This window comes from Sorangium sp. So ce204 (assembly GCF_051526795.1).
GTDB lineage: Bacteria > Myxococcota_A > Polyangia > Polyangiales > Polyangiaceae > Sorangium > Sorangium cellulosum_B.
Genome location: NZ_CP150317.1, coordinates 8,391,974 through 8,415,926, shown reverse-complemented (window position 1 = coordinate 8,415,926; position 23,953 = coordinate 8,391,974). Strand labels below are relative to the sequence as shown.

Genomic DNA, 23,953 nt, shown 5'->3' with positions numbered 1-23,953 from the left:
GGGGTCTGCACCCGAGGCCCGGAGCGGCCGAGTCCGTAGTCGTCACTTGATCATCGAAGGAGTTGCCTAAATGTCAGGTTTTGTTGTCTGGTTCACCGGTTTGAGCGGCGCCGGCAAGAGCACGCTCGCGGCGATGCTCTCGGCCGAGCTCCGCGCCCGCTCCGTCCACGTGGAGGTGCTCGACGGCGACGAGGTGCGCACCAACCTCTCGAAGGGCCTCGGGTTCTCGAAGGAGGACCGCGATACGAACATCCGGCGAATCGGATACGTGGCGAAGCTCATCGCCCGGTCGGGCGCGTGCGCGATGACGGCCGCCATCAGCCCGTACAAGGCGATCCGTGACGAGCAGCGGGCCCAGATCCCCCACTTCGTCGAGGTGTTCTGCTCCTGCGAGATCCCCGTGCTCGCCGAGCGCGACGCGAAGGGGCTCTACAAGAAGGCGCTCGCGGGCGAGATCAAGAACTTCACGGGCATCGACGATCCGTACGAGGCGCCCGAGAGCCCCGAGGTGGTCGTTGACACCGGCAAGGAGACGAAGGAGGAGAGCCTCGCCAAGATCCTCGCCAAGCTCGAGGAGCTCGGCTACGTCCCGCGCCGCGGCGCCGCGGTCGCCGTGTCCGGCGCGGCCGCCGCGGGGGCGGCCGCGGGCGGAGCGCGCGGGCTGATCGCGCCGCACGGCGGCGAGCTCGTGAACCGGTGGGTCGAGGGCGCGGCGAAGGCGTCGCTCGCGGAGCGGGCGAAGGGGCTGCCGGTCATCGAGCTCGACGAGCGGACCGAGAGCGACGTCGAGATGATCGCGATCGGGGCGTTCTCGCCGCTGCGCGGCTTCATGAACTCGAAGGACTACCTGCGCGTCGTGCGCGAGATGCGGCTCGAGAGCGGCCTGCCGTGGTCGATGCCGATCACGCTCGCCGTCTCCGAGCAGGCGGCGGAGGGGCTCCGCGTGGGCTCCGAGGCGGCGCTCCGCGCGCGCGACGGCCGCATCGTCGCGGTCATCGAGCTGAGCGACAAGTGGCGGCCGAACAAGGAGCTCGAGGCGCAGGAGGTGTTCCGGACGACCGAGACGAAGCACCCGGGCGTCGCGTACCTGATGGGCACGGGCCCCGTGTACGTCGGCGGCGAGATCCGCGTGCTGGAGCGGCCCGTCGACTCGGCGTTCCCGGCGTACGACCGGGGCCCGGCGACGACGCGGGCGTACTTCGCCGAGAAGGGCTGGCGCCGCATCGTCGGGTTCCAGACGCGGAACCCGATCCACAGGGCGCACGAGTTCATCACCAAGACGGCGCTGGAGATCTGCGACGGCCTGATGATCCACCCGCTCGTCGGCGCGACCAAGTCGGACGACATCCCGGCGGACGTGCGGATGCGTTGCTACGAGGAGCTCATCGCGAAGTACTATGTGAAGGACCGCGTGCTCCTCTCGATCTACCCGGCGGCGATGCGCTACGCGGGGCCGCGCGAGGCGATCTTCCACGCGCTGGCGCGCAAGAACTACGGCTGCTCGCACTTCATCGTGGGGCGCGATCACGCCGGCGTCGGCAGCTACTACGGCACGTACGACGCGCAGGAGATCTTCAATGCCTTCAGCCCCGGAGAGCTCGGCATCACCACGCTCAACTTCGAGAACGCGTTCTACTCGACGGTGGTCGGCGCGATGGCCACGGCGAAGACGGCGCCTGGTGATGCGTCGACGCAGGTCAACCTGTCCGGGACGAAGGTGCGCGAGCTGCTGCAGCGCGGCGAGCTGCCGCCGCCGGAGTTCTCCCGTCCGGAGGTCGCGCGCATCCTCATCGAGTCGATGCGCAAGTCGTCGTAGCCGCGAGCGCCTGAGGGCCGCGGCGGGCGGCGCCGCCGAGCGGGGCCGCGCGGCATCCGACGGGGCGCGTGTGGCGCGGGCCGCGCGCGCCGCGGCCCTCTCGCTCCTCGCCGCGCTCGCCGGCGTCTCCGCGGGGACGCCGGCGCGCGCGGATCTCAGCGACGACGCCGCGCGCGTGGCGCGGATGTGGTCGCTCTCGGGCGCGCGCGTCGCGCGCCTCCCCCCCATCTTCCTCGAGCACGGCCGCGCCCGGGTCGTGGCGATCGATCCGCCCGCCGGCCCGGCCCGCGCGGCTGGCGCTGCCGGCGCGGCGGCGGACGAGTGCCTCACCGCCGCGTTCCTCGCGCCGCGCACGGCGGAGTTCACGCTCTCGCCCGAGGGGCCGTCGGGCGGCGTCTCCGCCCTCGAGGGCCTCGTCCAGCAGCTGCGCGGCGCGGAGCCCGAGGACGACCGCCGCGTCCCGAGCGTCGCCGGGGTCGCGGCCATCACGCGGTGCGGAGCCGAGCGCGAGGGGCTGCGCCGCGTGGCGATCGAGGTGCTCTCGACGCGCAGCGCGTTCGACGTCGTCGTCGCCGCGTCGAGCGGGCCGCTGGAGCGCGTCGAGGCCATCCTGCCGGAGCGCGCGTCCGGGCCCGTCGCGCCGCGCGGCGACCCCGGGCGGCCCTCCGAGCCGGGGCCGCTCGACGCCCGGGTCGCGCGGGCCGCGCGGCGCGCGCTCGCGGAAGGGGCGCCGCGCGTCGCTCCGACCGACATGCGCGCCTCGTCGATCGGGACGGGGCAGTTCTCGGTCAAGCTCCCCGAGGGCTGCCACCGCCTCGACCTGATGGCCGAGGTGCCGAGCGCCGCGTTGCGCCGCGCGACCGACCTCGACGCCGAGGCGCGCGAGGGGACCACGGGCAGGCTGCTCGATCGCGACAGGTCCGACGCGCCCGACGCGCGGCTCGATTTCTGTCTGGGCGAGCAGGGGGTCGTCGAGGTGCCCTTCCTCGGGGCCGCGGGGCCGGTGAAGGTCGTGCTGTCCGACGCGCAGTGGCCGATGTCCGCGTTCGTGCCGGGGCACTTCGGCGCGCGCGCCCGGGGCAACCTGGCCGCCGCGCTGCGCCGCCGCCACGCGCCCGCGCCGCGCGCGCAGGTGATCGCCGAGGCGGTCGGCGCGCAGGGCGACACGCTCGTCCCGGTCCAGGTCGAGCCGGGCCGCTGCTACTTCGCGGCGGCGGCGCTGGCCCGGGGCGAGCTGCGCGCGCTCCGGATCTCCGTCGAGATCGGCGACCGCGCCGGGCGCGACGACGCCGGCGAGAACGGCGAGAGCGCCGGCGTGGCGTTCTGCTCCGAGATCGAGGAGAGCGCCGCCCTCCGCGTGTCCGCGCGCGGCGGCTCGCCTATCTGGGTCGTCGCGGTCTGGCCGATGGACTGACCCCGCTCACTCCGCGGTGCGGGGGCGCCTCGGGCGGCGGCGTGGGGCCTGCTCCAGGCCTGGGCCGGCCGCGGCGCCGGGCTGGGCTCGCTCCGGCAGCAGCTGGCGGAGCTGCCAGGCCTGCAGGAACGCGCGCCGCTCCGCCGCGCGCAGCGCGTGCTGGTGCTGGCCCATCATGAACGCCGGCACGACCAGCATGAACAGGGTCGTCAGCGTCAGCGCCGTCATGGTCGCGATCTTCGAGTGCTCGACGGCCTGCGGCAGGATGACCATCGCGCCGCCCGCGAACTCGTACGAGCGGGGCAGGACGCCCGAGTACTCGATCCACGCGGCGGCCAGCACCGCGACGCAGCTGGTCACGACGACGGCGACGCGGTAGGCCGTCCGGTACGTGAACGAGTTCGCGTACGTGAGGATGACGAGCAGCATCGGCATGAAGAGCAGCGGGCCGAAGCCGCGCCCGATGCACAGGAAGCTGAGCACGTTGAAGACGAAGCCGGCGTAGGCGTACCACTCCGCGGACGGGCGGTGGACGACGCGCGCGGCGAGGAACTTCATCAGCGCCGCCAGGGCGGTGAAGCCCAGGATGAAGGCGAAGACCTGCCACTCCCGGATGCCCAGCCACACGGCGGCGACCAGCGTCGCGATCGCCGTCGCGAGCAGCTCGGCGCGCATGCCCGCGCGCAGCTGCAGCCGGTGCCGCGCCGCCGCGGCCGCGTCCAGCTCGGCGAGCACCTCCGCCGGCATCTCGCGCGGCGGCTCGGTCAGGACGCGCCGGAGCGTCTCCAGGGCGCGCTCGTTGGACGGATCGAAGGCGAGCGCCTGGCCGACCTCGCTGAGCAGCGCCTTCCGCGCGCCCTCGGCCTCCTTGCCGCCGGCGAGCGCCTCCGTGACGCGCTCCTCGGCCAGCCCCGCGTGCCGCGCCGCGAGGTCGCGGCGGAGCTCCACGTCCTTGTCGCCGTCGAGGAACCGCTCGACCGCCTCGTAGAGCGCGCGGGCGGACGGGTAGCGCTCGGAGGGCTCGCGCCGCGTCGCCGTCACGCAGATCGCGTCGAGCTCCGGCGGCACCTCGCGCTCGGGCGCGCGCACCGACGCCCGCGCGTCGGCGCCGTGGAGGAGCGAGTCGAGCATCTCGGTGCGGTCCTTCTTCGGGTGCAGCGGCTTGAGCGTGAGGAGCTCGAAGAGGATCGCGCCGAGCGAGTAGATGTCGCTGCGCACGTCGAGCGTGTCGACGCACCCCTGCGCCTGCTCCGGCGACATGTACCCGAGGGTCCCGAGCACGTCGCCCGGGATGGTCCGCGTGCTCATGGGATCTTCGCCCATGTCGATCGTCTGGAGCGGCGTGTCGATGAGCTTCGCGACGCCCCAGTCGAGCAGGTACACCTCGCCGAAGTCGCCGAGCATGATGTTGGCGGGCTTGAGGTCGCGGTGGAGCACGCCGCGCGAGTGCGCGAAGTCGACGGCGATGCAGACCGACGAGAAGGCGGTGAGCAGCCTGCGGCGCGAGAAGCTCTGGAGCGCCGTCGGGTCGCCCTCGCGGAGCTCGTTCAGGATCCTCGCCAGCGTGAGGCCCCGGAGGCGCTTCATCGTGAAGTACGCCGAGCCCTTGTTGTCCGCGCCGAGGTCGTAGACGGGCACGATCGACGGGTGCTCGAGCTGGCCCTGCACCCGGGCCTCGCGGAGGAACCGGTGGCGCAGCGTCGTGTCGCCCTGGTGCTCGGCGCGGATGACCTTCATGGCCACGTCGCGGCCGATGCGGCGGTCCCTGCAGAAGTGGACCTCGCCCATCCCCCCGACGCCGAGCAGCGACCGCATCTCGTAGCGGGGGCCGTCGCTGGACAGATCCGTGAGCTCCGCGCGGGCGCGGCCGAGGCTCACGGGGGTGGGGCTCTGGCCGTGCGAATCTCCGCCCTTCCCGCGAGATTTTCGCATCTCGGGGAGCTGCTCGAGCGTCTCGAAGTCGTCGTCGAACAGGGCCATGGCGTCCGGGAAGCCAGGCTCGGTCGCGCCGTGCCAGAAATACCCACATCGGCAGGGCTCCGCGTGGCGACCCTCGACCGCCTCGACGGACGGCAGCGAGCGGCGTTGCGGAGTGCTGGGCTTCCTCGGACGAGAAAATCTCGTATCGGGTGGTCATGTCAACGGGATGCTGCGTCCGTAGAAGACGGCCGGCGCGCAACGCGACGGCGGCGCGCCGCGCACATCCCGTGCGGTCGGGGTGAAGGCGGGAGCCGCTCGCGAAATGAAGGTCGATGTCGGGGGTCCAGCGGTCCTGGCGCGCGCTGTGGTGGCGTCTCCGTCGCGCAGGGGGCGCGATGTGGGGCGCGTCACGTCACGGCGCGGACGATCGCCGGCGGAGGCTCGAGGTGCGCGATGCGCTCGAGGTGCTCGCGCTCGGCGCGCTCAACGTCCGAGGAGCGCGAGCAGCGTCTTCTTGTTCGTGAGGCCGACGTGCCGCCCGACGGGCTCGCCCTTCTGGAAGGCGACCACCGTCGGCAGGCCGCGGATGCCGAACCGCTGCGCGGCCTCGGGCGACGCGTCGACGTCGAGCTTGACCACCTTCACCTCGCCCGCCGTCTCGGCGGCGATCTCATCGACGATCGGCGCGAGCCGCTTGCAGGGGGCGCACCAGGATGCCGAGAAGTCCACGAGCACCGGCGTGTCCGTCTGCAGGACCTCCTGCGCGAAATTCAGGTCGTTGACTTCGATGACATGGTTGCTGCCCATGGCGCTGTCCTTTCGGTTGTCTCGGGATTGAGCGGGCCCTGGCCGCGACGCGCCGGCCCGATGCCGGCCCGCGCCTCGACAGCCACGCTCGCTCCAACTGTTATATGCACGGTTTCAGTTTCTGCCAGGGAAGCGCCTCGGCCGCCCGCAGGGAGGGCGGCCACGCGTGTCCCGGGCAGGGGGCCGGCGCGGCGTCGCCGCGCGGCCAGGCGCCTCCGCGATCAGCCGGCCTTGACCGGCGCAGGCGCCGGGCGGCCGAGGTGCTGCGCCCGGAGCGCGATGTCCGCGACGGTCTTCTGCGCGAGGCCGCGCAGCAGCCCTGCGTTGGCGGCCTCCGCGACCTCATCGAACGCCCGCTGGATCCCCGACCCGATCGGGCACCTCGCGTTCGGCTCGCACGGGCTCGGCGCGATGGCGCCTTTCGGCTCGACGGCGGCGTACACCTCGCTCAGGCGGATCTTCTTCGCCGGCCTCGCCAGGCGATAGCCGCCCGAGCGGCCCTCCCGCGCCTCGATGAGCCCGGCCTGCGACAGCCGCGCGAGGATGCGCCGCAGGAAGGCCGGGTTCGTGTTGATGCTCGCCGACAGCGCGTCGCTCGCGCAGCTCTCGTCGGACTGGGCGAGCAGCGCGAGGGCGTGCGTGGCGATGGCGAAGCGACCCGAGGACATCGAACGGCCCCTCGGCCGTCATCTGAGGGCTCGGGGGGTTCCGCTGTCAAGGCGCGGCGGGCGGCCTGGCGCTCGTGCGTTCGCGCGCTCGCGCCTCGGCGCCTGCTCGCTCAGCGAGACCTGGGCGAGGTGCGGATCAGCACGAGGGCGTCTCCCTTGCCGTCCGCGAGGCGCAGCTCGATCGACGCGGGGACGGCCGCCGGGCCGGCGCAGCGGCTGTCGGACACGACGTGCCGCGCCCTGGCGAGCGAGCTCTCGCCCGTCGAGGTGTCGACGAGCCGCAGGTCGACGCCCGCGCCGTCGGCGTCGAGCGCCACGATCACCTCGGCGCACGTGTTGGCCGGGATCGGGAGCGGGAGGATCTTGAGGCGCGCGGCGTCGAGCCCCACCGCCTGCGCGCCGGCCGCCCCCGCGGCGTCGGCGGGGCCGGCGGCGCTCAGGCGCCCGAGCAGCCTCGCGGCGGCGAGCGGATGGGCGACGAGCGCCGGCGGGGCCTCGGGCTCCTTGCGGACCTCCACGGCGAACGGGCCAGGCTGCGCCATCGACTCGACGTCGACGCGGGCCGGGCCGCCGCGCCCGCAGGTGAAGAGCGTCGCCCGGGCGCCGCCACGGGCGCGGCCGAGGAGGGCGTGGCCCTCGCTCCAGAGCTCCGCGAGCACGTCGGCGAGCGGCTTGCCGGCCAGCACGTCGATCCGCGCGCAGCCGGCCGGCAGCTCGATCGGCAGCGTCGTCCGGCTGCCGAGCCGCGCGGCCCCTGTCGACACGCGCGGCGCGCCGTGGCCCCGGCCGGCGAGCGCGCGGGCGTGGTCCGCCCGCGCCTCGGCGAGGTCGCGGCCCTCGGTCACGCGCTCGATCGGCGTGGCGCCGGAGATCTCCGCCTCGGCGCCCGGCTGCGAGCGGCCCACGACGACGGCCACGAGGCCCTGCGTGCCGCGCGAGCGGATCGCGATCGAGAGATCGACGGAGACCGCCGAGCAGAGCAGCAGCGAGCGATCCTGGCCCCGCTCGCGCGCGCGCGCGACGACCCTGCCGGTCTCGTCCTCCGCGACCACCTCGAGCGAGGCGACCTCGTCGCTCGGCGAGACGAGCACGTCGAGGCAGCGGCCGCCGTCGAGGGTGGCGCCGATCCGGCTCGCGGTCCTCGATCCGACGGGCAGCGCGACGCGCCGGACGTCGTCCCAGCGCGCGCCGACCGCGGCGCGGCGCGCCCTGATCTTCGCCTCCAGGCCGGGCCACGACTCGAGGCGCCCGCTCTCGTCGCCGGACCTGCCGCGCGCGCCGACGGCGCGCGCGACCGCGTCGGCCGCCTTGACCGGCACGCTCTGCACGCCGACGCTCACCGCCCCGGCGCCCGACATCACGCGCGCCATGACATAGAGCCTCCGCGGGTGCGGCGGGCAGACGAGGATGGACGCGCGCGCGTCGGCGGCCTCGTCCGTCGAGAAGGCGCTGCCGTCGTCCTCGAAGGCGAACAGGTCGACGTCGCTGATCGTCGGCGAGACCCGCGCCATCGCGAGCATGCACTCGCCGGCGGGCACCTCGACGAAGGCGCCGAGCCGATCGCCGTCGGACGCCATGTCCGCGCCGATCACCCGCAGCGCGCTCGCGCCCGCCTGCGCTGCGCGCTGGGCGTCCCCGCCGAGGAGGGTGCTGCCGTCGATGCGATCCGGCAGCGCGCGCAGGGTCTCCGGCGGCGGCGCGCCCGGCGAGGCGATCGCCCCGGCGCCGCAGGCGGGCAGGACGGCGAGCGAGGCCGCGAGCGCCCAGGCCGCGAGGGCGGGCGATGGAGCCGCGGCGCGGGCGGGCTCGGACGGGCGGCGCGCACGCAGGATCGGGAGCGCAGGCCGCGGCGCGGGCGTCGGCGGGGGCGCGGGCGAAGGAAGGGACGCGGGATGTCGGGGGCGCAAGGGCGTGGGCTCGTCGGGGCGGGCGCTCGATCGAGAGGGAAGGTTCTACTTCAGCGCGGGTACGGCATCCAGGGCGCGCCGGCCGCCGCCGGGGCCGCGGCCGTCCACCGCGTCATCCCTCGGCGGTCTCGGCGCAGATCCGCCCGAGCGTCCGGACCGCGTGCTCGCTCAGCTCCGTGAACGGGTAGCCGCAGTTCACCCGGATGTAGTTCGAGAAGCGGTGCTTGGCCGAGAAGATCGGCCCCGGCGCGACGCTGATGCCGTGCTCGAGCGCGCGCTCGTGCACGTCGAGCGCGCTCGTGCCGGGCGGCAGCTCGACCCAGAGCACGAAGCCGCCGGCGGGGCGCGAGACGCGGGTGCCGGGCGGGAAGTGCTCGGCGATCGCCTCGCTCATGCGCGCGACCTGGGCGGCGAGCCGGCGCCGGAGCGTCCGCAGGTGGTGGTCGTACCCGCCGATCTCGAGGAACTCGGCGATCGCCATCTGCGGCAGCGTCGCGGTCGCCACGCTCTGCGCGAACTTGAGCTGCTCGACCTCGTCGAGGAAGCGGCCGGGCGCTGTCCAGCCGACCCGGTAGCCCGGCGCCACCGTTTTCGTGAACGACGAGCAGAGCATCACGAGGCCCTTCTTGTCGAACGCCTTGGCGGGGCGGGGGCGGACGTCGCCAAAGTGCAGATCGCCGTAGATGTCGTCCTCGATGAGCGGCACCTCGCGGCGCGCGAGCATCGCGACGAGCCGCTCCTTCGCCTCGTCGGGCATGGCGCTGCCGAGGGGGTTGTTGAAGTTCGGGATCGCGAGGCACGCCTTGATGCGGTGGCGGCCCAGCATCTCCTCGAGGACGTCGAGGTCCATGCCGGTGCGGGGGTGCGACGGGACCTCGATCGCCTTGATGCCGAGGCTCTCGATGAGCTGGAGGAGCCCGTAGTACGCCGGCGACTCCAGCGCGACCGTGTCGCCCCGGCGGGCGACAGCGCGCAGGCAGAGGTGGAGCGCCTCCATGGCGCCGACCGTCGTCACGATGTCGTCGGGGGAGAGCGCGACGCCCGACTCGACCGAGCGCCGGGCGATCTGCCGCCGCAGCGCCGGCAGGCCGGGCGGCGGATCGTACGAGACGCCGGCGCCGCCCGCGCTCCGCGCGATCGCGCTGAGGATCCGGTTCAGCTTGTCGGTCGGCAGGAGCTCCGGGCTCGGGCACGCCGCGCCGAACGGGACGATGTGCGGGTCGCGGCACGCCCGGTAGACCTTGGACACGAGGCTCTTCACGCTGACCCGCGTGGCGGTCGTGCAGGGGCGCGCGGCCCGGGGCTCGGGCAGCGCCGTGCCCCGGCGGGCGCGGACGTAGTGCCCCGACTGCGGGCGCGCCTCGATGAGCCCGCGGTTCTCCAGCTGCATGTACGCCTGCAGCACCGTCGCGACGCTGACCCCCTGCTGCCGGCTGAGCCGCCGCACCGACGGGATCCGGTCGCCCGGCCGCAGCGCGCCGCGCGCGATCAGATCCGCGACGTGCGCGGCGACGCGGTCGTAGAGGTGGGCCTCGTCATCTGCTTCCGCTTCGATGGGCGCCTGCACCTGCACGAGACGAAGTGTACAGCCGGGCGGGCCCTGCGGTACCGGTACAGCTGCCGGGCGTGAGGACCAGCACAGTCGCCTGTTCCGGAAACTGTACCGGCCTCAATTACCAACCGACTGCCTCTGTACCGGTCGCTCGCCTGGCCCCACCCTCCGGGGCATGAAATTGACCTCACTTGTTTCGGAGCCGCCATCGCGCCTCCTGGAGCCGTCGCGGATCGAGCTCGGGAAGGGTCGCCTGTGGACGCACCGCCTGCGGGGCGGCCCGCTGCTCCTGAGCTGTACCGCCGGCGCGGTCTGGATCACCCGCGAGGGGGAGCCGGAGGACGTGGTGCTGGAGGCCGGCTCCAGCTATGGAGGCGAGGGGCGCGGGCTCCTCGTGGTGGAGGCGCTCGAGCCGGCGCAGATCGCGGTGGCGAGAGGCGAGGCAGGCAAGACGCTGCGCGCGGCGCTGGCGAAGGCGCGGGGGAGCTGGCTGGTGCTGCTCTCGCTCCTCGCGCTGTACGTGATCTGGGGCTCGACGTACCTGGCGGTCTCGGTCGCGCTCGAGACGATGCCGCCCTTCTTGCTGGCCGGGACGCGCTTCATGACGGCGGGCGCGCTGCTCTACGGCGTGCTCCGGCTGCGCGGCGCCCCTCGCCCGACGCTGCGGCAGTGGGGCGCGGCCGCGCGGGTCGGGGTGCTGCTGCTCGTCTTCGGCAACGGGTTCGTCGTCGTCTCGCAGCAGTGGGTGAGCTCGGGCGTCGCCGCGGTCGTGGTGTCCACGATGCCGCTCTGGCTGGCGCTCTTCGCCACCGCGCGAGGCAGGGGCGCCGCCGGCGGCGCGCCCGCCGGCGCCCCGGCGGTCTCCCGGCGCGAGTGGATCGGGCTCCTCGTCGGGTTCGCGGGCGCGGCGCTCCTCCACCTCGGCGGCGATCTCCGCGCGGCGCACGCCGGGGCCCTGCTCATCTTGCTGGCCCCCGTGTCGTGGGCGCTCGGCTCGCTGTACAGCCGCTCGCTGCCGCTCCCGGAAGGGCCGATGGCGGTCGCGGCGGAGATGCTCGCGGCCGGCGCGGTGATGCTCGGGGTGAGCGCGCTCTCGGGCGAGCACCTCGCGGCGGCGCCCTCATCGCGGTCGCTCCTCGCGCTCGCCTATCTGGCGGTGTTCGGATCGATCGTGGCCCTCAGCGCGTACACGTACCTGCTGCGGAGCACGCGCCCGGCGATCGCGACGAGCTACGCGTACGTGAACCCGATCGTCGCCATCGCGCTCGGCGTCCTGCTCGGCGGCGAGCGGGCCTCCGCGACGACCTGGGCCGCGGCGGCCATCGTCGGCGCCGGCGTCGTCATCGTCTCGCGGCGCTAGGCGCGCCGCGACGCGCCGCGCTGCGCTCACCGGCCACACCCACCCCCACCCCGCTCCGACGGCGCGTCGCGCCGGCCGCCTTCGCGCCCCGGGCGCGCGCCGTCGACCGTAGGCAATGCGGGGGGCGGCGTGTAGTGTGCGCGGCGAGGAGGCGAGGTAGATGAAGAGAGGGTACCGGCTGCTCGGCTGGGCGCTGCTCCTGTTCGGGGCGCCGTCGGCGTGCAGCGGCGGCCACGTCGGCGCTGCGTCGAGCAGCGGGGCGAGCGCGGGCGCCGGCGAAGGCGGCGGCGCGGCCACGAGCACCGGAGAGGGCGGCGGCGCGGCAGTGGGCGCCGGAGAAGGCGGCGGCGCGGCGGTGGGCGCCGGCGAAGGCGGCGGGGCGGCCGTCGGCGCGGGCGCGGGCGCGGGGCCGAGCGGCGAGTGCGCGGCGCTCGCGCCCGGACCCTTCGAGCCGGCGCTGGTCACGGACGTGTTCAGCGGCAGCGAGGACTTCGTGTTCGACGGCCGGGGTTACCTCGTCGCCAAGCGGGGGCCGAACCTCATCCGCTTCGACGCCACGGGCCGGACCACGAACTTCGCGTCTCTGCCGGGCCCCGTGCCCGGGCTCCGGTACCGGCCCGACGGGACCCTCGTGGCGGCGCGGCCGGAGCTGGGCGCCGTCGTCCAGGTCTCGGCGACCGGAGCGGTCGACGACTACGTGACAGGCCTCACGGACCCGAACGGCCTCGCTCCGGACGCGCTGGGCAACGTCTGGGCGACCGACCTCGCGGGCGGCCGGGTGATTCGCATCAACCCCGATGCCACGATCGACGAGATCGCGAGCGGCGCCCCCGAGGTGAGCGAGCCGAACGGAATCGTCTTCGACCCGGCGCGATGGGCGGTTTTCTACACCAACTCCTCTGCCGGCGAGATCCGCAAGATCGACCTGAACAACCCAGGCGAACCTCCCTCGCTCGTGGTCACGGTCGCCTCGTCCGTGCTCGAGGGACTCGTCCTCGATACGTGTGGTCACCTCTACACGGTCGATGACGAGAACCGGACGCTCCATCGCGTGAGGCTCGACGCGGGCGGCGCCGCCCTTGGGGAGGCGGAACTCCTGGCGCGCTTCCCCACCGGGGTGGCCAATGCGCAGTTCGGAGCGGGCCCGGGGTTCGATGCGAGGACCCTTTACGTCGGAGGCGCAACCGGCTCGATCTATGCTGTTGCCGTCGGCATCGGCGGCGCGCCGGTCCCCGCGCCGCCAGAAGCGCCGTGATGGACGCTCCCCGGCGGCGCGCTGGAGGCGGGGCTCAGCGGGCGCCTTCCGCTGCGGCCACTTCACCCTTCTTGAGCTTCTCTTGAAGCTCGCCGAGCTTCCCCGCCGATCGTTCGAGGGCGCGCGCGGCGCCCTCGAGCGCGATCCGCCCGTAACCGATGGCCACCCCTGCCCAGGAGGTGCTCAGCTCGCGCAGCGTCTCGACGAACGGCGGCTTGACCGGCGCCCCGCCGCTGGCGTCCGCCGCCTGCGCGGGCCCGGCGCTCCCGTTCACGCTGTTCTCGGCCTTCGGCTCCGTGATGCTCTGGGTCTCACTCATGGTCTGCCTCCCACTTCGGTATGTCCCCCCGCGACGACCGCGGGCGTACAGAAATGATGAATCCAGCGTTGACCCCCGTGCCCCGCGCGTCGCCCGCTCTCGCGGGCTCGCCAGACGCGATGTGCACTGGAGCGAGGGGCGCCCCGCCGCACGGCCGTGCCCGCGAACAGAGCCACCTCGTGGCTTCGTCGGAGGCACAATCGCGACGCCACGACACTGCGACGCGACGCGTTAACTGTCAAGGCCTCATGTCGATTTTGTTGCCGTCGTTTTTCCCTAGGTTGTTTGATGAGGACGCTGCGGCGGCCATCGCGTTCGCTCGGCAGGTCAAGGAAGGGAGTCACCCTATGTCGCTCGCGCGCTGGAACAAGGCCACGCCACCAACGCTGTTGTGGCTTCTCGTGGTGCTGTCGCTGCTCGTCGTTCCGTCGCTCTCGATGGGGCAGGCGCCTGACGCGCCGACGGCGGCGCCTGCCGCGGGCCCGGCGCCAGCGACGCCCGCGGCGAAGAGCGCCGCGGCGCAGGCGCAGGCGCACGGGCCGCCGCCGGACTCGTGGGCTGGGCAGCTGGAGATGCTCTCTCGCTGGGTCGATCAGCGCGGCGGCTCGGGGGGCTGCGAGGAGCGCTGTTACGCGCTCGATCGGCTGCGCATCACGGGCGCGGTGGGCGAGGGGCCGCTCCAGTTCGAGCTCTCGGGCGGCGTGCTCACGGACCGCCCCGTGGCCGTGCCGCTCTTCGGGCCGCCGGCGCACCTCCGCATCGAGGCCACGCTCGACGATGGACGGCCGGCGTCGCGCCGCGAGGCCGCGCCGATCAGCTTCGAGGACGACCACTACTACCTCTGGACGGCCGCGCGCCGCTTCGTGCTCCGGGGCAGCCTGTGGCTCGAAGGCGACCTCACGCTCCTGGTCGCCGGTCCGCTCAACACGTTCGAGGCCGACATCACCGGCGGCTCCGTCGCCGAGGGCGCGCGGCTCTCGGGGCTCCGCGGGGCGACGCTCCACTTCACCCCCGACGGGGGCGAGGGGTCGCAGAGCGCGGGCCCCACGGTGTTCCAGCTGTCGCGCGCGGTGCGGGTCGGTCGGGAGATCGGCTTCGAGTACCGGCTCGTCATGCGGTCGGGCAGCGACCTCGGCGTCGTGCGCCTGCCGCTCGCGTTCGGGGAGAAGGTGCTCGACGTCGCGGGCGCGAGCGGCTTCCGGGTCGAGGGCGGCGAGCTCGTGCTGCCCACCTCGGGCCGCGCCGCGGAGATGAAGATCTCGGGCACGCTCCCGAAGGTCGGGGCCTTCTCGCCCGATCCGCGCTCCGCCTACGAGTGGTGGCTCTTCGAGTCCGACGCCGAGCACCGCCTCACGGTGAAGGGCGACGCGCGCCAGGTCGACGCCGCCGAGTCGCCGATCCCGCGGACCCAGGCGACGTCGCGGCTCCTGCTCGTGCAGCGAGGGCAGCGCGTCGAGGTCGCTGTCGAGCCGCTCTCGGGGGTCGAGGTCCTCGCCGCGGTGGTGCGCGACCACCGCCGCACCCTGGTCCTGACCGAGCGCGGAGACCTCGTGGCCGACGACGCGCTCACCTACGAGAACAACGGCATCGACTACCTGACCTACGCGCCGGGCGGGCGGCCGATCTACCTCGCCACCGACGGGAAGGCGCAGCGGATCATGCACCAGGGCAAGGCCGCGGAGGAGGTGCTCGTGCCGCTGCAGACGGGGAGCCACACGATCCAGGTGCAGTCGCTGGCGCAGGCGGCGGTGCACTCGCTCGGAGGGACCCTGGAGCTGCCGATGCCGGGCTACCCGCTCACCGCGAGCGAGGTGGCGCTGACGGTCGGGCTGCCCGATCGCGTGGTGCCGCTCGCGCTGCTCGGCGGCGACCGGCCGGTGTGGTTCGCGGACGCCGGCGACGCCTTCGCGGTGGCGGTCGGCTTCGTGGCCGCGTGGATCGCCGTCCGCCCCGGCGGGGCGGCGAGCCGCGGGCGCGTGCGCGCGCTGCGCGCGCTGGGCGGGGTGCTCATGGCGGGCCTGTGGTTCCTGGCGCCCGCCACGTTCGTGGCGCTGCTGGTCGGCATCGCGACGGCCCTGGCGGCGTGGCTCGCGGGGCGGCTCCTCGGAGGCCGCGGCCGCGCCGCCGCGATGGTGGTGCTGCTCGGTCTGGGCGGCCTGGCGCTCCTTGTCGGGCTCTTCGCCGTCTCGGCGAGGAGCTACAGGGCGGAGCGCTGGAACTCCACGTACAGCGAGTCGGCGGCGCCGGCGCCCGCCGCCGTGCGCAGGGCCAAGGACGACGATCTGGCCAAGGGCGGCGGCGCGCTCGCCCCTGGAGGCGCGGTGCTGGAGGGGGTGACGCCGGTCGCGCTGTCGCTCCCGGACTACGAGCGGACCGTTCGAGCGCGCCGCGAGCTCGTCACGCGCGAGCGCGCCTTCCGCCCCGTGCTCGTCTACACGACCTCCTCGGCGCTCGTGCCGCTCGTGCTCCTGTGGCTGGCCGGGGTCACGGCGCTCCTCGCCGCGCACCGCGCGCCGCTCACGGAGCTCTACCGGCGCGCGGCCGCGCGCCTCGCGCGCAGGCCCGAGGACGAGCTCGCCCAGGGCGAGCCCCCGGCGCGGGTGCGCTGAGGCCGACCGACCGCCATGGCGTGGTCTCCTCGCCTCGCCGCGGCCCTCGCGCTCCTCGCGCTGGTCGCGCTCCGCATCGCGCAGCTGAGCCCTCCCGACGTCGTCCCGGCGAGCGCGCCGCCCGAGGTGTTCTCGGCCGAGCGGGCCAGGGCGCACCTCGCGCACATCGCGGCCGAGCCGCGCCCCACCGGCTCGGCGGGCCACCGGCGGGCGCGCGACTACCTGCTCGCGGAGCTCTCGAAGCTCGGCGTGCAGCCCGAGGTCCAGCGCGCCTCGGTCCTCGGCCGGCAGTGGGGCCTGCCGTACGACGCGGCGCACGTCGAGAACATCGTGGCGCGGCTGCCGGGCGCGGACAGCACCCGGGCGGTCGCGCTCGTCGCGCACTACGACTCGGTGCCCGGCAGCCCGGGCGCCGCCGACGACGGCAGCGGGGTGGCGGCGCTCCTGGAGGCCCTGCGCGCCCTGAAGAGCGGTCCCCCGCTGCGCAACGACGTGCTGCTCCTGTTCACCGACGCGGAGGAGGGGGGCGTCCTCGGCGGCAAGGCGTTCATGGACGAGCACCCGCTGCGCGGCGAGGTGGGGATCGCGCTGAACTTCGACGCCCGCGGGGCCGGCGGCGTCGTCGCGATGTTCGACACCGGGCCCGGCGACGCCTTCCCCGTCCGCGAGCTCGCCAGCGCCGCGGGCTACCCGGTGGCGTCGTCGCTCTTCCCCGAGGTCGCGCGGCGCATGGGCCACAGCACCGATCTCAGCGTCTTCAAGCGGGCGGGGATCCCCGGGCTGAACTTCGCCTTCAGCGACGGCGCCGCGCACTACCACGCCCCGTCCGACACCGTGGACAACCTCGACCTCCGGAGCGTGCAGCACGCCGGCGACTACGCGCTCTCGCTCGCGCGGCGCTTCGGCGCGCTCGACCTGCGGGATCCCGGGCGCGGAGACGCGGTGTACTTCAACACGTGGGGCGCCCACCTCGTCTCGCACCCGATCGGCTGGACGCTCCCGATCGCCGCGCTTGTCACCTGCCTGTTCGCGGGCGTGGTGCTCCACGCGGTGCGGCGGCGGGCCGCCTCGCCGGGCCGGATCGCCGCGGGGCTCCTCGCCTTCCTGGCGCTGCTCCTCGGCGTCGCCGCGGCCGTGGGCGGGCTCGCGTGGATCCTCCGCGGCGTGCACCCGGCCCTCCGGGTGATGCCGTTCGAGCCGTACAACGCGCCCGCGTACCGGCTCGCGCTCGCGCTCGCCGCGCTAGCGGCCTCCGCGGCGGGCTACCGGTTCTTCCGGCGGCGGCTCGGCGCGTGCGAGCTCGCCCTCGGCGCGCTGCTCCTGTGGCTGGTGCTCCTCGCGGCGGCGAGCCTCTTCATGCCGGGCGCGAGCTTCTACTTCGCCTGGCCGCTCGCGTTCGCCTTGCTCGGGCTCGCTGCGGTGACGATCCGGCGCGGCGACGCCCCGCCCACGCTCGCGGGCGCCGCGATCCTCGTCGCGACAGCGGTGCCGGCGGTCGCGCTGGCCGTGCCCGGCCCGTACCTGTTCTTCGTCGCGCTGGGCCTGCCGAAGGCGGCGGTGCCGGCCCTCGCCGTCGCGCTCGTCTTCGGGCTCTTCCTGCCGCACGCCGAGCTGCTCGGCGGCGACCGCTCGCCGCGGCTCTCGCTCGCGTTCGGCGTCTCCGGCCTCGCAGCGCTCCTCGTCGCCTGCGCCACCACGGGCTTCACCGAGGCGCGGCCCCGACCGGCGAGCCTCGCCTACGCGGTCGACACCGCCGCCGGGGAGGCCCACTGGCTCTCGGCCGACCGAGACCTCGACCCGTGGACCGCCGCGTACTTCCCGGACGATCGCGGGCAGGCGCCCTCGTTCGCCGTGCCGTTCGTGCGCGTGACGCGCCAGGCCGAGGCGCCGGCCCTCGCCCTCCCGGCGCCCTCGCTCACGGTGCTCGGCGACGTCCGGCGCGACGGCGTGCGGGCGCTCCGGCTCCGCGTCGCCTCATCCCGCGGAGCCCCCTGGCTGTTCGCCGAGGTGACGTCCCCGAACCGGGTGATCCGCGCCGAGGTGGACGGAAAGGGCGTGGAGGAGCGGGGTCGCGCGGCCGACGCGAAGCGCGATGTCCGCTGGGGGTTCACCTACATGGGTTTGCCGCAGGGAGGTATCGAGTGGTCGCTGGAGGTCGAGGACTCCGGGCCGATCGAGATCCGGCTGATGGACCAGACCTACGAGCTCCCGCGCGAGCTCGTGCGCGGGCCGCGGCCCAGGGAGATCATGGGCGTGCCGTACCGCCTCGCCGATTCGACGTTCGTCAGCGGGTCGTTCCGGCCTTAGCCCCGGCGGGCTCGCGGAAGCGGGCCCGCCGCCCTCGCTGGGCAGGAGAGGTGGAGCGGGATCAGTCGAGCGGATCAGTCGAGCGGATCAGTCGAGCGGATCAGTCGAGCGGATCAGTCGAGCGGATCAGTCCAGCGGATCAGTCCACAAAGATGGGTTCGCAGTTCGTGAACGCGAGCGTCGACTGGATGGTGAAGTTCGATTCGGTCGTGTGCCGCTCGGCGTGGAAGAAGTCGAGCGCGTACTCCTGCCCGGGCGTGATCTCCAGCTCGTTCGCCATCGCGTCGAGGTCGAGCCTGTCGTCCTGCGGGCCGTGGAGGCCGCCCAGATCGATGGCGAGCCGGTTGTTGATGAACACCCAGAGATCGTCGTCGCCGGAGAACCTGAACTCCTCGCCGCCGTTGTACACGAACGTCATGTGGAGCTCGAACGTGAAGTGGAAGTTGTGCCGTCTCCCCTCGTTCCCGAAGCCCTGCTCGTCGATGGGGAAGAAGGCCCGGTTCTCGTAGGTGGCGATGCCGTCCGCGCCGACGACGGGCGTGATCGTGAACTCGATCGGCATGTTCACGCCGTCGACGTCGCGGTACCACTGGTTGAACTCCGCGGGCCCCGTCGTGTGCGCGGTCCCGCCGTCATGCGCATAGACGGGCTTCTGATCCGGGCCCAGCTCGCGCTCGACGATGCCTTTCAGGCCCTGGCCCGTGAAGGTCTCGAAGTCGGGGTGCCCCTCGCCGTCTTCGTAGGCGCGGAAGTCGCGCACGATGCCCGTGAGGCTCGCGTTGCACCCGTCGCCGCTGCCGCTGCTGCCGTTCCCGTTGCCCGCGCCCGCCGACACACCGGACCCGAAGTCGCTGCCGCCCGTGCCCGAGCCGTACCCGGCGCCGGCGCTGTTGCTGGAGTCGCTCGCACCATCGGTGCTGCCCCCACACGCGACCCCGGCCAACACAAGCATGGTTGCGAGCGGAGCACACCAGTTCGACTGTCGCGGCCTAAGCATGTAAAGACTCCTTCTGTGGGGGATATCGCGCGTGGTCTGCGCGTCCGTTGTGCGTGGTTTGCGCATGTTTTGCGCGCTGTGTGCGCGTGGGCCGCGGCGTTACGAGCGCCGGGGTGGGCGGTCGCCGAGGGCGCAAGCGAGACAGCGATTCTATCTCGTCGCAATGGCGGTGCGATCCAGAAAATTGCCGCCGTGCGCTGGCAGCACGAGGCCGAAGCGGAGAAAAGTGCAGCCGAGCGACAGCGCACGAGCGCCGGGGAGGCGCCGAGATGTAGGTCGTTTATCGAGATCCGCCGCCGCAGTGGGCGCCGAGGCGCCGCGACAGCGCGGCCGGGAGCCGCTCGCAAAAGCCGTCGTGTCGGGGCAGGGGCTCGCGCCGCGCGGTTTGCCAGAACAGCACCGGGCCGAGCCGGCGCTCCCGCGCGTGCGCCATGAGCGCGGCCATGGCCTTGCCGGTGTAGACCGGCTCCAGCGAGATCCCCTCGGCGGCGAGGGCGTCGCAGGCGGCGAGCGACGCGGGCGTGGGCGATCCGTACCCGCGGCCCAGGTAGCCGTGCACGATGTCGATCGGCGCCGCGGGGGGCACGGGCGCGACGCCCCGCCGCGTGAGCGCGGCGCGGAGCTCGGTGGTGAGGGCGCGGAGGCGGAAGCGCGAGGCGAGGAGGCGCTCGACGACGGCGACGGCCACGACCCGCGAGCGCAGGCCCCCGAGCGCGAGCCCGACGGCGAGCCCGGCGGCGGTGCCGCCGGAGCCGAGCGGCACGTAGACGCGCGCGGGCTCGGGGAGCTCGCCGGCCCGGATCTGCGCGCCGAGCTCGAGCGCCGCGCGCGCGGCGCCCAGCATGCCGAGCGCCGACGTGGCGCCGAGCGGCACGATCGCCGCGCCGTCGTCGTCCAGGGCGCGGAGCGGCAGGAAGAGCGACGGGCGCGCGAGCGCGAGCTCGACGCGCGACGGGTAGAAGCGGATCGAGGCCGGGCCCGAGGCGGTGAACGCGAGGTTGTCGAGCACGCCCCTGGAGAGGTCGGTCCAGAAGAGGTGCGCGTGCACCCTCCGGCCGAGCCGCTGCGCCGCGGCGACGAGCGCCGCCACGTTGCCCGAGCCGATGCCGCCCGCCGCGGACCACGCCGCCGCGGTCGAGAAGGGCGGCGCGGCGAGCACGTAGTCGAGCTTCCGCATCTTCATCCCGCCGTGGAGGGGCTCGCAGAGGTCGTCCCGCTTGACGCCGAGGAACTCGACGCCGAGCGCGGAGGCGAGCCGCGGCAGCGCCGTGACCGGCGAGGGCGCGCCGATCCAGCCGAGCCGGGGAATGGAGTCCATGATCCGAAGGGCGGCTGCGTCGCGCAACGGGGGCACCTCGCGAAGGGTGTAAGGCGCTCGGGCGAGCGGGCAATCGGGCGAGCGGGCAATCCGGGGGTCAGGCGAGCCGGCGATCGGGCAATCCGGGGTCAGGGGGAGCTTTCGGTCAGGCGCTCGCGCGGCCTTCGATCACCCGGGCGTGCCGGCGCGCTGCCCCGCGAGCGTCGCGTCCGGCTCCAGGACGAGGAGGCGCACGCGCCCCGAGGCGCAGAGCCGGCCCTCCTCGTCGTAGACCGAGCCTTCCCAGACCTGGGTGCGCCGCCCGCGGTCGAGCGGGCGCGCGGTGGCGCGGAGCCGCCCCGACCGGACCGCGCGCAGGAAGCTCGTGTGGTTCTCGAGCCCGACGACCGAGCGGCCGTCCGGCAGGGCATGGAGCGCGGCGCCGATCGACGCCAGCGTCTCCACGATGCCCGCGTGGACGCCGCCGTGGACGATGCCATACGCCTGCCGGTGCTGCGGCCCGATGTCGAGCTCGGCCGCCACCTCGTCGCGCGTGGCGCGGATCAGCCGGAGACCCATGGCGCTGATCCAGCCGTCGATGGCCGCGTCGTTCAGCGCGGCGGCGAAATCCTCGGGTTCCCCTTCGGCCATGGCGGCAGCGTAGTACAGGCCTTGCCGGGAGCTTCCGGCGATTTCTCCGCGGGCGCGCGGGATCGCAAGATCCTCCAAGAGCGGCGCGGGCCGCCCTCATTAGGTTCGACAGCGAACGCCGACCCGAAGAGGTCGCCAGCGCACGAGGTCGTCCATGGCCGAGCTCATCTTGCATCACTATCCGTTATCGCTCTTCGCGGAGAAGATCCGCCGGATCCTCGCGTACAAGAAGATCGCGTGGAGATCGGTCGAGCAGCCGATGATGGCGCCGAAGCCGGAGCTGACGCCGCTCACGGGGGGATATCGGCGGATCCCGGTCTTGCAGATCGGCGCGGACATCTACTGTGACACGGCCTGCATCGCGCGGCGCCTGGAGCAGGTACGACCGGAGCCTTCCTGCGTCCCGCCGGGCCAGGCGGGGCTGGTCGAGCTGATCGAGGACTGGGCGGATCATCGGTTGATGTCCCAGGCCGTGCCGCCGGTGGTCGTGGAGATGTTCGCTGTCCTGCCGCCCGGCATCCTGGCCGATCGCGCGGCGATGTCGCCGGCGCTCAGCAAGGAAGCGATCTTCCAGGCGGCGCCGCACGCCCTGAGCCAGGCGCTGCTGTCGCTCGATCGGCTGGAGGCCCAGCTCCGTGGCCGGCCTTTCCTGCTGGGCGACGCGTTCTCGATCGCGGACGCGGCGTGCTTCCACCCGGTCTGGTTCCTGAACCGGAGCGCCAGGCTGTCTGCCGCGATCGAGGCGCGGCCCGCGCTCGCGGCGTGGTTCGCGCGCATCGAGGCGCTCGGCCCCGGCGACGTCCGAGCGATGACCGCCGCCGAGGCGCTCGCGGCGGCCCGCGCGTCCGAGCCGGCCGACGTCGCCGGCGGGGAGACCGCGGCCGGAGAGGGCCTGTCGCCGGGAGACGCCGTGACGATCACGGCTGACGATTACGGTCCAGAGGAGACCCGGGGCGTGGTCGCGCGGCTCTCGGCCGGCGAGATCACGATACGACGCAGCGATCCGGACGTGGGGGAGATCGCGGTGCATTTCCCGCGCGCCGGATATCGCATCAGGAAGCTCTGAGCCGCGCCGTGCGCCCGGGCCAGCGCGCTCTGCGTGGCGCCTCGGCGCGCTCTGCGTGCCGCCGCGGTCCTCGCTAGCCGCCCGTGCTCGGCATCGCGCGCCGGAACGCGCGCATGTGGAACTCGCGCTGCTCGTCGGGATAGATGTGCTCCTGCCCGATCGGGCAGGCGCGGCGCGACAGGCACCCTCCGGTCATGCACGTCGCGCCTGGCCCGGCGTCGAGGTGGCCGACACACGCGGCGACATCGTAGCTGCCAGGGGAGAACGCGGACACGGGGCAGGCGCTCAGGCAGGGCTCTCCGGCGCACGAGACGCAGGGGCTCGCCCGGTCCTCGCGCGGCGGGAGCGACAGCCGCTCCGCGAAGACGAGGGCGGCGCGGTACCCGTGCCAGAGGCCGAATCGCGGGTGGATGAGGATGGCGAGGGGGGACGGGGACAGCGCCTCGGCCTGCTGCGCCCAGCGCTGGAACGGCCAGTAGGGAGGGCCGGTGAAGGGGAACAGGGCCGTCGCGCCGAGCTCCGCCGCGAGCGGGGAGACGACCGCGACGGTCCAGTCGTCGAGCGCGAGATCGGGGGCGTCCCTGCGGGCGCGCGAGAACGCGCGCCACATCGACGGGCCGGCGTTGCCGAGCAGGACGAGCGTCCCCGCGGGGAGATCGCCCGCCGCCGGCGCGCCGTCGCCCTCGCGCGGGTGGAAGCCGCCGCGGAGCGGGAGGCCAGCGCGCTCGCAGCGCGAGGAGAGATCCGGCCAGCTGATGGGCATCGCGGCGCGCTTAGGACGCCCGGCGCCTCGCGGCAAGCGAGCCGTGGCGCTCAGTTCACGTCGACGTAGAAGTCGAGGCTCTTCAGGTTCGTGATCGGGCCCTCCCAGATCTCGAACCCGACGGCGACCGCGTTGACCGTGTTGCCGGGCACGCTGATGCCGCGCGTCTGCGCGTCGCGCACGAAGTCCATCACGTCGAACTCGATCTCCGAGCTGTCTTGCCCCTCGGCGCGCACCCAGTTCACGATCGGCAGGCCGTTCACCATGCCGTTCCAGATGTTCCACTTGCCGGGGACGTTCGCGACCTCGATGCCCTGGTGCGCGGCGTTCGGCTGCCCGGCGGGCTGAAAGCGCGTCGGATCGCGCAGCCACACCATGAGATAGCCCTGGAGCTGCGTGCCGTTGCCCATCCAGATGTCGAACGCGGCGTTGTACTGGCCCTCGTTGCCATTTTTCTCCCACCGCCAGCCGGTGCGCAGGCTCTTGATGGAGCTGCTCGGCGCCGGCAAGCCGCAGTCAGGCACCTCCCTCACCGAGTAGCGACCGCAAAAGACGGTCGGGTACGAGGCGGGCTGACCCATCGAGCCGGCCGAGCCGCTCATGCTCTCCACCGTGAACGACGTGCCTTCCCACGAGACGGTGTGGTTGCCGAAGCCGGGGCCCCAGCCGTTGGTGATGAGCACGTACGGCGTGCCGTCGCGCGAGACGAGGCCCGTTTCGTACCGCTCGCTCGATTTGCCGGAGCCCTCCATGGCGCCGTTGCCGAGCTCGGAGCCAGGGTTCGCGCCGCCGCCGGTTCCCGCCGTGGTGCTGCTCGCTTCGCCGCTACCCCCGGTGCCTGCCGCCGCGCCGCCGCCGGTTCCCGCCGTGGTGCTGCCGGTGCTGCCCGCGCCGCCGGCGCCGGTGGTGACGCCGGCGCCGGTGGTGACGCCGCTGCTGCCCGACGTCGAGCCGCCGCTGCCGCTCGCGGCGTCGCCCGTCGAGGCGCTCGCGCTGGGTAGCCCGCCGGAGCTCGCCGCAGCGCCGGGGTCTCCGTCGTCAGCGTCAGAAGATCCAGAGCAACCGGCGGCGAGAGCCGCCGTCAGCGTGAGAAGCGCAAAAGATTCAGCCAAGGTATGTGTACGCATGGCGCGCAACATACACCTGCATACAGGCGCACGGCGGTGCGCGGCGCCGCCGTGCGCAAAAAAGCAGCGCGTGACTTGAACAATTGCAGCAACAGCGATGGCGTCACCACGCGACTCG

The 23,953-nt window shown here is 73.9% G+C and carries 18 protein-coding genes; 7 read left to right on the top strand and 11 right to left on the bottom strand.

Translation table 11 applies throughout. The features are described 5' to 3' along the window. The first annotated feature begins 70 nt into the window (after nt 1-70). The gene (sat, locus tag WMF22_RS31265; protein WP_437293655.1) at nt 71-1,816 is read left to right on the top strand and encodes a sulfate adenylyltransferase; all 1,746 of its coding nucleotides are present in this window, start codon (nt 71-73) and stop codon (nt 1,814-1,816) included. A gap of 70 nt (nt 1,817-1,886) precedes the next feature. Beyond that, complete coding sequence (locus WMF22_RS31260; protein WP_437293654.1) at nt 1,887-3,230, top strand: hypothetical protein; 1,344 nt, start codon at nt 1,887-1,889, stop codon at nt 3,228-3,230. A gap of 6 nt (nt 3,231-3,236) precedes the next feature. Here WMF22_RS31260 and WMF22_RS31255 read toward each other — a convergent pair whose 3' ends face one another. From WMF22_RS31255 to WMF22_RS31235, 5 genes are all read right to left on the bottom strand, one after another. Next, nucleotides 3,237-5,210, bottom strand: a complete 1,974-nt coding sequence (locus WMF22_RS31255) for a serine/threonine protein kinase (protein ID WP_437293653.1) — start codon at nt 5,208-5,210, stop codon at nt 3,237-3,239. 423 nt (nt 5,211-5,633) lie between these two features. Then, a complete protein-coding gene (gene trxA, locus WMF22_RS31250) occupies nt 5,634-5,957 on the bottom strand; it encodes a thioredoxin (RefSeq protein WP_438032149.1) in 324 nt (107 codons plus the stop codon). A gap of 221 nt (nt 5,958-6,178) precedes the next feature. After that, entirely contained in the window at nt 6,179-6,625 is a 447-nt protein-coding gene (locus tag WMF22_RS31245; protein ID WP_438032148.1) for an Rrf2 family transcriptional regulator, read from the bottom strand. Between the two features lie 110 nt (nt 6,626-6,735). After that, nucleotides 6,736-8,532, bottom strand: coding sequence for a hypothetical protein (locus WMF22_RS31240; RefSeq protein WP_438032147.1), 1,797 nt, complete (start codon nt 8,530-8,532; stop codon nt 6,736-6,738). Nucleotides 8,533-8,644: 112 nt separating this feature from the next. After that, the gene (locus WMF22_RS31235) at nt 8,645-10,105 is read right to left on the bottom strand and encodes a PLP-dependent aminotransferase family protein (RefSeq protein WP_438032146.1); all 1,461 of its coding nucleotides are present in this window, start codon (nt 10,103-10,105) and stop codon (nt 8,645-8,647) included. A 154-nt stretch (nt 10,106-10,259) separates the two neighbouring features. Between WMF22_RS31235 and yedA the strand changes: the two genes are divergently transcribed. After that, on the top strand, nt 10,260-11,444 hold the full coding sequence (gene yedA, locus WMF22_RS31230) for a drug/metabolite exporter YedA (RefSeq protein WP_438032145.1): 1,185 nt from the start codon (nt 10,260-10,262) through the stop codon (nt 11,442-11,444). Nucleotides 11,445-11,604: 160 nt separating this feature from the next. Then, the gene (locus tag WMF22_RS31225; protein WP_437293648.1) at nt 11,605-12,699 is read left to right on the top strand and encodes an SMP-30/gluconolactonase/LRE family protein; all 1,095 of its coding nucleotides are present in this window, start codon (nt 11,605-11,607) and stop codon (nt 12,697-12,699) included. 34 nt (nt 12,700-12,733) lie between these two features. Here the strand turns inward: WMF22_RS31225 and WMF22_RS31220 are convergent, their stop codons facing one another. Continuing rightward, nucleotides 12,734-13,018: a hypothetical protein gene (locus WMF22_RS31220; RefSeq protein ID WP_437293647.1), complete on the bottom strand. Its 285-nt coding sequence runs from the start codon at nt 13,016-13,018 to the stop codon at nt 12,734-12,736. 347 nt (nt 13,019-13,365) lie between these two features. Between WMF22_RS31220 and WMF22_RS31215 the strand changes: the two genes are divergently transcribed. Both WMF22_RS31215 and WMF22_RS31210 read left to right on the top strand, forming a co-directional pair. After that, on the top strand, nt 13,366-15,627 hold the full coding sequence (locus tag WMF22_RS31215) for a hypothetical protein (RefSeq protein WP_438032144.1): 2,262 nt from the start codon (nt 13,366-13,368) through the stop codon (nt 15,625-15,627). A 15-nt stretch (nt 15,628-15,642) separates the two neighbouring features. After that, nucleotides 15,643-17,934, top strand: coding sequence for a M20/M25/M40 family metallo-hydrolase (locus WMF22_RS31210; protein WP_437293645.1), 2,292 nt, complete (start codon nt 15,643-15,645; stop codon nt 17,932-17,934). Nucleotides 17,935-18,073: 139 nt separating this feature from the next. Here the strand turns inward: WMF22_RS31210 and WMF22_RS31205 are convergent, their stop codons facing one another. The 3 genes from WMF22_RS31205 to WMF22_RS31195 all read right to left on the bottom strand — a co-directional run bounded on the left by WMF22_RS31205 (nt 18,074) and on the right by WMF22_RS31195 (nt 20,879). Next, nucleotides 18,074-18,886, bottom strand: coding sequence for a fibro-slime domain-containing protein (locus tag WMF22_RS31205; protein WP_438032143.1), 813 nt, complete (start codon nt 18,884-18,886; stop codon nt 18,074-18,076). 325 nt (nt 18,887-19,211) lie between these two features. After that, nucleotides 19,212-20,249 (bottom strand): 1-aminocyclopropane-1-carboxylate deaminase/D-cysteine desulfhydrase, encoded by a 1,038-nt coding sequence (locus WMF22_RS31200; RefSeq protein WP_437293643.1) that lies wholly within the window; start codon nt 20,247-20,249, stop codon nt 19,212-19,214. 168 nt (nt 20,250-20,417) lie between these two features. Further along, nucleotides 20,418-20,879: a PaaI family thioesterase gene (locus WMF22_RS31195; protein ID WP_437293642.1), complete on the bottom strand. Its 462-nt coding sequence runs from the start codon at nt 20,877-20,879 to the stop codon at nt 20,418-20,420. Nucleotides 20,880-21,033: 154 nt separating this feature from the next. Between WMF22_RS31195 and WMF22_RS31190 the strand changes: the two genes are divergently transcribed. After that, nucleotides 21,034-21,945 (top strand): glutathione S-transferase family protein, encoded by a 912-nt coding sequence (locus WMF22_RS31190; protein WP_438032142.1) that lies wholly within the window; start codon nt 21,034-21,036, stop codon nt 21,943-21,945. Nucleotides 21,946-22,018: 73 nt separating this feature from the next. Here the strand turns inward: WMF22_RS31190 and WMF22_RS31185 are convergent, their stop codons facing one another. Together WMF22_RS31185 and WMF22_RS31180 are read right to left on the bottom strand one after the other, a co-directional pair. Continuing rightward, the gene (locus WMF22_RS31185) at nt 22,019-22,708 is read right to left on the bottom strand and encodes a hypothetical protein (RefSeq protein ID WP_438032141.1); all 690 of its coding nucleotides are present in this window, start codon (nt 22,706-22,708) and stop codon (nt 22,019-22,021) included. Nucleotides 22,709-22,758: 50 nt separating this feature from the next. Next, nucleotides 22,759-23,820: a GH12 family glycosyl hydrolase domain-containing protein gene (locus WMF22_RS31180; RefSeq protein WP_438032140.1), complete on the bottom strand. Its 1,062-nt coding sequence runs from the start codon at nt 23,818-23,820 to the stop codon at nt 22,759-22,761. Between the last annotated feature and the right edge of the window lie 133 nt (nt 23,821-23,953).